6 protein-coding genes and 1 tRNA gene are annotated in these 12,649 nt (G+C 40.8%); 5 read left to right on the top strand and 2 right to left on the bottom strand.

All coding sequences use genetic code 11. The features are described 5' to 3' along the window. Positions 1–4: 4 nt before the first annotated feature. From M2408_RS24920 to M2408_RS24900, 5 genes are all read left to right on the top strand, one after another. Entirely contained in the window at positions 5–1,567 is a 1,563-nt protein-coding gene (locus M2408_RS24920; protein ID WP_259187273.1) for a RagB/SusD family nutrient uptake outer membrane protein, read from the top strand. A 29-nt stretch (positions 1,568–1,596) separates the two neighbouring features. Then, the gene (locus tag M2408_RS24915; RefSeq protein ID WP_259187272.1) at positions 1,597–3,078 is read left to right on the top strand and encodes an aryl-sulfate sulfotransferase; all 1,482 of its coding nucleotides are present in this window, start codon (positions 1,597–1,599) and stop codon (positions 3,076–3,078) included. A gap of 135 nt (positions 3,079–3,213) precedes the next feature. Next, a complete protein-coding gene (locus tag M2408_RS24910) occupies positions 3,214–6,222 on the top strand; it encodes a glycoside hydrolase domain-containing protein (RefSeq protein WP_259187271.1) in 3,009 nt (1,002 codons plus the stop codon). 139 nt (positions 6,223–6,361) lie between these two features. Then, entirely contained in the window at positions 6,362–9,424 is a 3,063-nt protein-coding gene (locus M2408_RS24905; protein ID WP_259187270.1) for a DUF5107 domain-containing protein, read from the top strand. A gap of 110 nt (positions 9,425–9,534) precedes the next feature. After that, a complete protein-coding gene (locus tag M2408_RS24900) occupies positions 9,535–11,397 on the top strand; it encodes a hypothetical protein (RefSeq protein ID WP_259187269.1) in 1,863 nt (620 codons plus the stop codon). A 102-nt stretch (positions 11,398–11,499) separates the two neighbouring features. Here the strand turns inward: M2408_RS24900 and M2408_RS24895 are convergent. Beyond that, positions 11,500–11,573: transfer RNA gene (locus M2408_RS24895), tRNA-Pro, on the bottom strand. A 253-nt stretch (positions 11,574–11,826) separates the two neighbouring features. Continuing rightward, positions 11,827–12,390: a porin family protein gene (locus M2408_RS24890; RefSeq protein WP_259187268.1), complete on the bottom strand. Its 564-nt coding sequence runs from the start codon at positions 12,388–12,390 to the stop codon at positions 11,827–11,829. Positions 12,391–12,649 lie beyond the last annotated feature (259 nt).

Raw genomic sequence — 12,649 nt, 5'->3', positions numbered from 1 at the left:
CGACATGAACAAGATTAAAACGAATATAAAATATATGCTGGGGATAGCTGGGCTAGCCTCTATTCTTACGGGAAGTTTGCAAAGCTGCACCAAGCTCGAACCAAAGTTATATAGCGATCTAACAACGAAAAACGCCTATTCAACAGAAAGCGATATTAATGCAGCCTTAACGGGTATATATACAAGTTTGTCACCTTATCCCGGTGATGCTTATTTATATTATGCGGGATATCTGGTAATGATTACAGATTACGCGACTGACATAGGCTTTTCTACGGCAGCTGGAGATCCTACACGGATGAGTAATTTTACATACGATGACAATAACCGGTATTTTAAGTTCAACTACCAAAATATGTATCAGGTTATCAGTAATGCGAATATGCTGATTGACCGTATTGAAAATGTAACGATCTCTGAGGGGCGAAAAAAGGAAATTATTGCACAGGCGAGATTTCTGCGCGCTTTATCCTATATGGATCTAACTGATGCTTGGGGGCCTGTGCCGCTAATTACTACGGTTAAAAACCCTACAGAAAGCTACAATGAGCCCTTGGCTCCCGTTGAAAAAATTGACGCACAGATTGCAGAAGATTGTCAATATGCAATGGATAACCTTCCGGAAAAATGGGCCGCCGAAATTGGACGTGCGACAAAAGGTGCCGCGCTTACACTGATGGGCAAGATGTATATGCGTTCACATAACTATGAAAAAGCAAAGACTTATATTGATCAAGTACTGGCGCTGCGGAACAAAGGTATATATAAATTAAACCCTGACTTTAAGAAAGAATGGTCTGATGACAATAAGGTGGATATGGGTTTGATCTTTGGGGTCCTACATGAACCTACATTAAATGGAGGCGAGATTACAAACCACTTTGGTCCAACCGATAATCCAGAAGTACCGGATAGATGGCAATATTACGGTGTATCATTGGATTTTTGGCGGAAGTATAGTGATCTCGATCCGCGAAAAAAATTCTTCTATTACAATTACGAGGGTAAAGCGGCACGTGATAAAAATACAAAACATGGATTTTTTTACATGTTACCAGCAAAAGGGCAGACAACGCCGCCTAGTGATACAGTGAAGTTTTTGCAAAATGTCGCTACAAAAAAATACTCCTACGATATGGTCAACAATTCCTATCTTGATGGACGGACCATACAAGTATTTCGTTTAGCGGATGTGATTTTGTGTAAAGCGGAAATTGAAAATGCATTGAATGGGCCCGCAGCTGCATTGCCTTACATCAATGAAGTTCGCAAACGGGCTGGTGCACCAGCTTACGGTGATCATCCAGACTTCCCAGTACCGACAAGTAAGGAACAGATGATTGATGCATTGGTGGATGAACGTGGTTTTGAACTGGTATTCGAGTATAAAAGACGCCAAGACTTGATCCGATTGGGACGTTATGAAAAAGTGAGTAATGCCTATCTTAAAGGTCGCGGATTGAGGGAGAATGTTACTGAAGCAATGCGGTATTTTCCTTATCCATTGGAAGAGGCCCGTTTACATCAGGAAATGACTGCAGCAAATCCATCACGATTGCCTAAATAATAATAAGACGGAATAAAAAATATGTGCAGATGAAATTCTTCAAAGCAATTATCGTATTAACGGCCATAGTGGCTGCCTCTGCCGGTTACTATTATTACAGCAATCAGGTAGAAATCGAAACGGTTGAACTCACATCACCCAATAACCTGCCCCTCGATGAGGATATTCACGTACGTCTGAACAAAGCTGCGGATGCTTATGTCGAATATTGGAAAGAGGATGGTGGGCAGGTCCATCAAACTGTTGTGTCGAAATCGTCACTGAATCATAACTTTCATCTCTTGACGCTGGAACCTAATAGCAGCTACAAATTTCGGATAGTCATCGATCAAGTAATCCCCATCAAATCCAGTGAACGATCTTTTAAGACAAGACCGCAATCGCCATGGATGGTGCATGATTGGATCAAAGCCGACCACCCGCATGATGAAAAAGCACTGGGGAATGGCCTGGTATTATTATGCTATCGCGGTTATCCAGGCTATATGGCTATGGTCGATGGGAAAGGAACGATCCGATGGTATTGGCAAGATGAGAAATTGGGTGTACGCCTGGCTTCATTAACACCTAGGGGAACAATTTTAGCCTTACTGGCGCCTGCAAGTAAAGATGAGTTCAATAAGCCCAACCAACCGAGTAAGAAATCAACCAATGCCAGTTATTATCTGCGCAGCGGAAGGATCGGATTTGTAGGTGGGACTGTATTGGTGGAGATTGATCTGACAGGAAAGGAAATTACCCGGATCGATCTGGATAAAAAGGGGATCGTCATGCATCACGACGTACAGATGGATAAGCAAAATAATATCGTTGGTATCGTCAGGGATTTTAGAATCGATGATAGACCCGGTCATCCAAAAGATACGCTTTGGGGAGACGCTATATTGACCATGGATACCAAAGGCAATGTGTTGAAAAAATGGTCCCCCTGGAAAAAATGGGATATTCAGAACGATAAAAAATTGGATAGCCTAAAACATGACCGATTCCACTTTAATACCATTTCCTTTGACAGGGACAGCAATTACCTCACTTCTTCACCAATTGAAAATCAAGTTTGGAAAATTGATGCGAAAACGGGCGATATCCTTTGGAAACTAGGAAAGGACGGTGATTTTAAATTGAAGGAAAAAGACTTGTTCTATTTTCAGCATGCACCGCATATCACCAAAACTGGTGAACTACTTCTTTTTGACAATGGCGATTTCTCCCCTCGTGATAGTACAACGGCCAATAAACAGTCCCGTGCCATCGCCTTCAACCTTGACCAAAAGAACAAAACGGCAACATTAGCTTATGCAGCCCCTATTCCTAAAAAACAATTTACTGCAAGAATGGGAAGTGCTTATGAATTGGAGAATGGCAATCTGCTGCAAACAAGCTCAAAGACCGGATCGGTGCTCATAACAGATAAAAAAGGTAAAGTACTCTGGGAGTTAAATGCCTATTTTATACCTTATCGTGCCCTGTATGTCCCCGAAGAAATTTGGAATAAATATCGAAAAAACTAATGCATAAAAAAGCATAAGATCACCTTGAGCTGAGTGTGGTATATATCCGGTATAATCACTTTCGCTCAAGGTGACTTTAATGGCAATTAATAACTATTTACGTGTACTGGCTTTTGTGTACACCTAACACCTTGTATGATGAAGAAAAGAACAGCCTATAGTAAGCTGGCAACAATCCTTGCCGTATCATTATTCGTAAACGCTGTCCATGGACAGCTGGCTTATCCGCCTGAAAAGCAAAAATGGGATGCGGATCAACTTGGTAATCACCGTGCGGTTCTCAAGATAAATACAGATCAAAAAGAGGTTCAAGCTGTTATTCCTTGGCGTAACCGATGGGTTGAGGATAATCAAGAGGTCATAATTGTTGATAGTGCGAGTAATAAACAGGTAACGTCGATTAATTATCTCTGGATGAATGCAGAATCGGGTGGCTTAGGTTTTCGTCCGACTTCAGGCAAGGGAATATATTATGTTTATTATTTACCTTATAAAATGGGTGGACGTAGCCGAAATTATCCGGATGCGATCTACTTGAAAAATTCAACGCCAGCACCCGTTCAAGCGGCAAAAAATGGCGCTATTAGTTCCAAAGGTATCACTGTTGAAAGGTTTGAAGCGGTAGATCAGTATAATAGCAATGATCCCATGGAAGTGCTGGCTACTAAAGCGGAGATCAAAAGCTTCTTGAACAGCAATGCAAAAGAAGATTATTTTGTTTTTCCTGAAAGACGGGAGTCTCCCATAAAAATGGAAAATAACCTCCCACAACTGTGGATGACGAAAACTAAGGTTCCGAATCAACTGGAGGGAAATGCACAAAAAGGCGAATACTATGCTTTTCAATTGGGATTGTGGTCGCCGAAGCGAGACCTTCAAACAGTTCAGGTATCATTTTCGGATTTTAAGTCTAGCGATGGGGTAATTATTGCTGCCAATAGCTTGAACTGTTTAAATACGCAAGGCACGGCTTATACAGGAGAGGCGATGCATTTGACTGTGAATGTACCTGCTAACAAGATACAAGCCCTTTGGTGTGGCATGCAAGTGCCGGAAAATATTCCGGTGGGGACTTATGTCGGCACAGCCACGGTAAAAGCGAATAATGCTACAGCCAAGAAGGTCAAGCTTGTATTTCATGTGTCGGACAACGCCAGTGGACTGGCGAGTGTTGACCAACCCTGGAAAATGACTCGATTGCCCTGGCTGAATTCAACGCTGGCGCAAAAGAATACTGTCATAGCACCCTATACGCCAATTGCTTTGACAGCTGATTCAACCTTACAGCTCTTGGGACGTGAAGTTAAGTTGAGCGCAAGTGGTCTGCCCAAACAGATCAGTACATTTTTTACGCCCGAAATGACATCGATCTCAACAAAGCCAAATACATTGTTGTATGAACCTGTACATTTTCATTTCTATCGTGCCTCAGACGGAAAGGAAATACAGCTACAAGCTTCGGGCGTTCAATTTAAAGAGAAAAATGAAGGTGAGTATCGTTGGATAGCCAAAAATGAATCGGCCGACCTGACGATGGAAGTGGAGGGGAAACTGGAATTTGATGGTTATCTACATTATGTGGTTAAACTAACAGCATTAAATGATATCACTTTAAAAGATATCAATATGCATATTCCGGTAATGCCTGACAAAGCAAATTATTTTATGGGGCTAGGACAGAAGGGGGGAAAGCGACCGGAACAGCTTTCGTGGAAATGGGATGTCGCAAATAAGAATCAAGACGGCGGCTGGATTGGTGCTGTAAATGCAGGACTTCAGTTTTCACTGCGCGATGAACATTATTCACGGCCACTTAACACAAACTTCTATCTTCAAAAACCATTGGTGCTACCAACCTCCTGGGGAAATGAGAATAAAGGTGGAATAGATATCGGTCTTAAGGGCAAATCTGTTTTGGTCAATAGCTATAGTGGTGAACGTCAGCTTAAAAAAGGAGCAGTACTTTATTATAATTTTAATCTATTAATTACACCATTCCATCCGATAAATACTGAAGCACAATGGAATGAACGCTATTATCACGCTTATAAACCGGTAGATTCGGTCGTGGCAAGTGGATCCAATGTCATTAATATCCACCATGCTAATGTGATCAATCCCTATATCAATTATCCATTTATCGCGACCAAAGAGATGAAGCAATATATTGATCAGGCACATCATGCAGGATTGAAAGTGAAGATTTACAATACGGTACGCGAGGTTTCCAACAGAATGTACGAGCTCTATCCTTTGCGGAGCCTAGGCACGGAGGTGTTTTCACCGGGCAAGGGTGGCGGCTATTCTTGGTTGCAGGAACATGTGGGGAACAATTACCTTGCCGCTTGGTATGTGCCCGAATTTAAAGATGCTGCCATTATCAACAGTGGGATGAATAGATGGCACAACTATTATGTAGAGGGTATGAACTGGCTGGTCGATCATATTGGTATTGATGGGATCTATCTGGATGATGTTGCTTTTGACCGGGTAACAATGAAGCGCATCAAACGAGTGTTGACCAAAAATGGGAAATCCGGTCTGATTGATTTGCATTCTGCGAATCAATATAATAAAAGCGATGGCTTTAACAACAGTGCAAATCTCTATCTCGAGCATTTTCCTTATATCAATAGATTATGGTTTGGAGAATATTTTGATTACGAAAATAACCAACCTGATTTCTTCTTAACAGAAGTAAGTGGGATCCCTTTTGGATTGATGGGCGAAATGCTTCAGGATGGCGGTAATCCTTGGCGCGGAATGATCTATGGAATGACTAATCGGATGCCTTACCAAAAGCTGACACCGAAAGATTTATGGAAGACCTGGGATAACTTTGGTATCAAAGGGAGCAATATGATTGGCTACTGGTCACCAAACATCCCGGTAAAGACGGATAACGAGAAGGTATTGACAACAGTTTATAGCAGACCTGGAAAAGCAATGGTCGCTATAGCTAGCTGGACCGATACGGACGTTGATGTGCAACTAACTATTGATTGGGATAAATTAGGTATTGATCCAAAAAAGGCGAAACTATCGATTCCAACAATAGCCGATTTTCAATCGGGTAAAGCATATAAATTTGGAGATAAGATTTCTATTGCTAAGAATAAAGGAATCATTCTTTTAATAGAATAATAGGCGTAGTCTGTATATAACGTGGAGCTATTTTAGGTTCTATGGGGAGTGAGCGCGGGGGAATATTGTTGTCTAAATTGCCTGAAGTTATAGGAAAACTTTTGGTAGCTAGTGAATTAATGAATAAATACATATTTCAATGAAAAAATGGATAGTGATACTATTGTTGGGGAATTGTGCGCTCACTGTATTGGCACAGCAGCCCGCTAGGATTTCTGAAGTAAAAAAGCGTTATACGACATATCCGTTTTCGGATCCAGACCCGATCGCTTCAGCACAGAAACTTTATCCTTATTTTCGATTTGACGGTTTTACAAATACTGCAATTGAAAAGGAATGGAAGACCGTGATCTTGGAAAATGATTATATCCGTGTTCAGGTTATGCCCGAAATAGGGGGCAAGATCTGGTCTGCCTATGATAAAGTAGGAAAGCGGGATTATATCTATAACAATGGGGTCGTGAAATTCAGAGATATTGCAATGCGGGGACCATGGACAAGCGGAGGTATTGAAGCGAATTATGGAATTATTGGCCATACCCCCAATACGTCTACTCCTGTGGATTATCTGTTACAGGAGCATGCAGATGGCAGTGTTAGTTGCTTTGTCCATGCTTTTGATCTTTTGAGCCGTAGCAACTGGACTATGGAAATTCGCTTAGAAAAAGACAAAGGTTATTTCTCCACGCGTTCTTTCTGGTCCAATAGCAATGCCGTCGAACAACCTTACTATACCTGGATGAATCTGGGAGTGGCGGCTGGTGAGGATTTGAAGTTTTTGTATCCAGGGAATAAGTACATCGGTCATGATGGAGATGCACATCCATGGCCCATTGACGATAAAGGACGTGACCTATCCAATTATCGTGAAAATGCATTCGGCAGTTCGAAATCTTACCACGTCTTTGGGGCACATAGCAAGGCCTTTGGGGTATATTATAAAGATCGCGATAATGGCATGGCGCGATATGCCCTGCGTGAAGATAAATTGGGCAAGAAAATATTTCTTTGGTCACAAGCAGGCGATGGGCAGATCTGGGAGAAGCTGCTGACAGATCAGAGTGGTCAATATGTGGAGATCCAAAGTGGTCGATTATTCAATCAAAATGTACCGTCAAGTAGTTTAACGCCATTCAAACAAATCGGATTTGCGCCCTATCAGAGTGATGCATGGACAGAGTATTGGATGCCTTTTGCTGGGATAGGCGAACCGAAAGGTTTTCAATTATCGGCTGCGTTACAGGTAAAGCAAGAAGCAAAAAAGCTATTGTTGACTGTTGATCCCAAACGACCGCTACAGGACAGTATCTTTGCACTCGACAGTAATGGTTTGATGCTGGGGGGAAACTATCTGTCCGCGCAGGTGGGGGAAGTAAAACACATTGCTTTGGAACTAAAAAGTGAAGATGTTCCCTCCTATCTTAAAATAGGGAAAGATTATTTTGATTTAAGACAGAATGAGCTTGTTGCTGCATTGAATCGACCTACTGGATCAAATAGTGGAGCAGCGATAGATAGCAATCAAACCAAATTATTTGAAGTACGGGACTTGCTCCGGTTTAGGCAATATGGTGTAGCGGAAGACTTGTTAAATGGGTTGATGGAAAAGCAAGTTCCCAAATTGGATTTCTTGTTGGAAAAGGCCAAACTTGCTTGGTTCAGAATGGACTATAGGCAATGTTATGACTATACCCGTCAGGCGTTAGCGATTGATACATACCATGCTCCCGCTAATTATTATTATGGTCTGGCTGCGATTAAGTTGGGAAAGACACATGATGCTTTGGACGGATTTGAAGTTGCATCCTTAGATCCAGCTTGGCGCAGTGCGGCTTATCTACAGCTTGCCAAGTACCACTACCGGATCAAGCAGGATGAGCCTGCGCTTGCCTATACCGAAAAAGCGATACTAGCGAATCCGTTAAATATAGATGCACTGCAAATGCAGTTACTCATTCAAAAACGGCAAGGAATAGGCTTGGATACAGCATCATTCAGACGGATTGCCAGCTATGATCCTTTCAATGCCTTTATTCAATTTGAAGAGAAAAATGAAGTGTTATCAAAGCAGGAATTCGCTTCGGAAAAATGCTTTGAACTGGCTATTTGGTATGCCGATCTACACGAATATAAACGTGCTATTACACTACTCAGTAAGAATAAGCCGCATACGGAGATGTTATTGTGGTTGGCTTGGCTGACCAAAGATGAACCTATAGTGAGCCAGGGCTATTTGACACGTGCTGCAGCAAGCAGTCCTGCCTTTGTGTTTCCTTTTCGAGAAGAAAGTGAGCCTGTGTTTGAATGGGCCGGAGAACAGCTCAAAAACTGGAAAGTAGCTTATTTGAAAGCCTTACTTTATCGTTTCCGAAATCAAGGCGAAAAAGCGAAGCGACTATTACATACCGTGGCGACTGAACCGTCGGATTTTGGTGCTTACTTTGCCCTGAAATCCAGTCTTGCGGAAGATAAAAAGATCGATATGTCTATTACAGCTATGCGACAAGCGGTAACCGCCGAACCGAATGAATGGCGATATGGTCTTCGTTTAGTAGAATTATTAAATAAAGGAAAACAGTATGATCAGGCACTCCAGGTCAGTACAAAGTATCGCCGCGCGTTTCCAAAGAACTACATCCTGACCTTGGCACATGTACGGACTTTGTTGTTGAATAAAGAATATCAGCGCGCTGAAGCTGAATTGCAAAAGATCGAAATCCTTCCTTTTGAAGGGGCAACCGAAGGACACAACTACTATGTACAGACCAAATTAATGCTGGCTTATCAATACCTGCAGCAAAAAAAGTATAAGGAAGCAAACCTGAAGGTGGAAGAGTCAAGAGCTTGGCCATCTCAACTCGGTGTAGGTGAGCCTTATCCGGATGAAAAAAACGAAATTCTGGCAGATTGGCTGGCAGCATATCTGCAAAAGAAAATGGGTAACAGTACTGGTGAAACAAATTTTTTACGGCAGGTAAGTCAGCGTAAACAGCCCAAAAATAGGTACGAATCCTTACTTCAACAGGCGGCTATACAGCAATTAGCAAATAAGGGAGTTACTGGCAGCGGAGGGAAAGCTATCCCCTTAATAGACCAATCAAATGCAAACTTTTTTGATCAGATACAAAAAGATAATTTAACAGCATATTGGCCGGAGTTGATCCGACGAATTTATTTTGAGCAAGATCAACGCATGTTTTAATGTTTCATAGCTGTTGGTGCATGTGAAAACATGGAAGGATTTATTGCTCTTTTTTAGTTGGTAAAAAAGATGTAAATTTAATTAAGTAAAAGATTAAATAAATAGTGATAATGGTCTTTAGGCAACTTTCCTTGATATTGTTGGTCATCGCGTTTTGCCAATGTCGTGGTAATAGCAATGCTGTAGCAAATAATGGAAAGCTTCAGCTAGGAGTGGATACGATGGAAAAAGTGCAATCTGTTACAGGGCAATTCAAGTCAAACTATCGGGTTGTCCAGTTAAGCTCAGCAATGGAAAAGTTGCTTTTTGTGCTCAATAAAGGGGATATTTATCTTCCCGAAAATGGCTTTTTTCTGCAATTGAGTCCGAAGGATGCCGAGCGTCTTGGCAAAGATTATATTTTATTGATCCCCCTTTTCCCCGATAGAGGAAGTTTACTGTATAATTATGATCAGGACTTTACGTTTGAAATAATTGCTGTACCAGAGATGGAAAACTGTTATTATACAAAGAATGTAGCGTTTTTCAACGCGCATAACAAGGATAAGATTGCGTCTGAAAATGATCGTTATCCAGCCTCTATTTTTAATAAGCCTACATTGAAGGATACCATAGAGTGGGCAATTTTTACGGATTATCGCGATCTGAGAGATCTGCCTCAATGGATAGATAACTTAGACAACAAACAAGAAGTTATAGTTCACTATGTGGGCTGCGCGGAAACGCCTGATGGAGGTCATGCAATCCATGATTATAGGCCTACATCGGTGGCTGATCTTGCGAGAAAACGGCTGAATGACGTCGGTAATAAGATGGAATCATTGGAAGTGCCGAAGGAGGAGGCTTCAAAATATAAATGGAAAACTTGGTTAGATAAGGTGATTAGTCTTAATGTGAAAGATCAGTTCCCAAAAGGAGGGGCGAGGGTATGGACAAAGACCTTTAAGGAAAATACGAATGGGCTATTTGCCTTAGATGAAACAAACGGCAAAATCATCAGGTTACACCCACAACCAGACTATCTTAATTTTAAGGATCAGCAACTGTTGTCTATCAATCCAAGTGACAGAAGTATTCAAGTCAGTACAATCGCTTCTTCAAAACAACCAAATGCCAAGGAGTTCTTCGATTTTAGGATTGAGAATGGAACGCTATTTACCATTAATAAACTATTCCAATGGGGATATTACATCGCGGAGCCGAGTAATGGGAAAACCACATTCTATAGGGAAGGGGCTTCCAAAAAGTTACTGCCGGTGGTACAGGATATGATTATCGATCACTGTTATATGACTCAGGAGTATAGTTATATCCTCTATCATAAGGACAGGACAGTGAATTATGAAATGTTATGTATTAACAGTAGGACAGGAGCAATAATTGCGCAAAAATCATTAGATAGATTTTTGACAGAAGCACAGATAGCCAAAGGAAAAATAGAGTATTTGCCATTTGCTACAATGAACCGAACTACCGAAAACTTTCCCCTGCTGTTTAAATTAAATGAGGTTGTATACCACATGTCACTCAATAACAAATTAATGCCCGTTGAAATAGCAAAGTTGCCAGCGAATTTACCGTGGCATCCAAGCTTTTTGTCTGTTGATAAGCATGCATTTTATTTTGATAAAGTCGATAATGAGCTGCAGTTCTATTCGGTCGATCACAAAGAGTCTATGCCATCAGTCAAACTAGCGGATCAGGTTTTTGATCGCTTTACGCTGGTTCCAGATGGGGGGGATTTTCGTTTTTTCTATGAATATGGGGATGTGTTTACACATGGGATAAAGACTATTTTAATTAATGGGGCTACATTTAAACAAGAAGGAGAAGCCGAGCGTGTTTATTCTTATGTTCCCTTGGAGACAGAATCCAGTGACAATACACCCAATAATTTAAAAGCTTTTAAAATTGGAAAGAAATGGATTGTTACTTTTATGTTGGAACAGGAGCTGATCGTGACGGAAATTTAGTTTATCAGATGGTCTTCGATTGTTTTAATGGACAGTTGAACTATAAGTTATAAAAATAAAGCCCACTTAATTTTAAAAAATTAAGTGGGCTTTATTTTTTTGTCGGGATGGCCGGATTTGAACCGACGACCTCCAGCACCCCATGCTGGCGCGATACCGGGCTACGCTACATCCCGAATTATTCCAATATATAGATCTGATGATCCTAAACTTGTTTTTCCAGGAATAATTTTTGGTGGTGCTAAAATAATAATTATTGACAAAAAATAAAATCTAAATAAAAAATAGGATGTCCAAACAAATGGTCGGACATCCTGTTTTTTTAATTTTATTCGTATCCTCCTGTGCACTTTTTTCAAAAAGTCCATTTTTAGAGTACTTTTGTTATGGTAACAACTTCTTTTGAAACTGTTTCTTGAGAAATTGCAGTTAGAATTTATACCCAACCATAATGCCGACCGTTTTGTTTTTGGCATCCAAAGTTTTGTCCACACTTGTGAATCCATGGCTGTAGTAAGCGTCTACTGTAAAGCAACTGACGTCAATGCCGATTCCTGCTCTTCCATCAAGAGAGAATTTCTTATAATCTGTAGCTGTGCTGGATTTGACAGTCTTTAGATCATAATTTAATTGTGGTCCCAATAGGCCACGAAGGCTGAAATCACCATTTTGCAAAAATGTATAACCGACTTGGAGTGGGAGATTGATCTGATAGAATTTAGGCGTTTTTTGTGTGTTTTCAAAAGTATATTCTTTTCGCAATAGACTAGCTCCAATGCCTGGTTGGAAGAAGATACGATCTCCAATCCGTGCAAATGCAGCAACAGAAACACCTACTTTGCCGTTATTGTCTTTAACGGATTTATTGCCAAATGACGTCATGTGATAGTTGCTCCCTATTTGTATGCCATAGGTAACTTCCTGTGCTTGTACTGTACCTGTTATTCCTAGTAATGTCAATGCCACTAAGGCCGCTTTGATTGTTGTTTTCATCTGTGATACTATTTTTTTGTTATCTAGTTTTTCGTGTTCTTTTATTCTATGACAACGGAAAATCAGTATACCCTTAGAAAAAAAACATTTTTCTATTTTTAGATAATTAACTTTAGTTCCAATCTTACATAGCTGATAGCACATTGTCTTAATTTAATTCGACTGGCTGTAAATATTGAAGGATCAACTCGGGTATACAGAGAGGATAATGGCAGTTTATACGGAAGAATTATGTTCTCGGGTATATATGGAGGATAGG

Origin of the sequence: Sphingobacterium sp. BIGb0165 (assembly GCF_024810095.1) — a bacterium.
Classification (GTDB): Bacteria; Bacteroidota; Bacteroidia; order Sphingobacteriales; family Sphingobacteriaceae; genus Sphingobacterium; species Sphingobacterium detergens.
The sequence above is the reverse complement of the archived record's forward strand: the minus strand, read 5'-3'. Positions and strand labels throughout refer to the sequence as shown.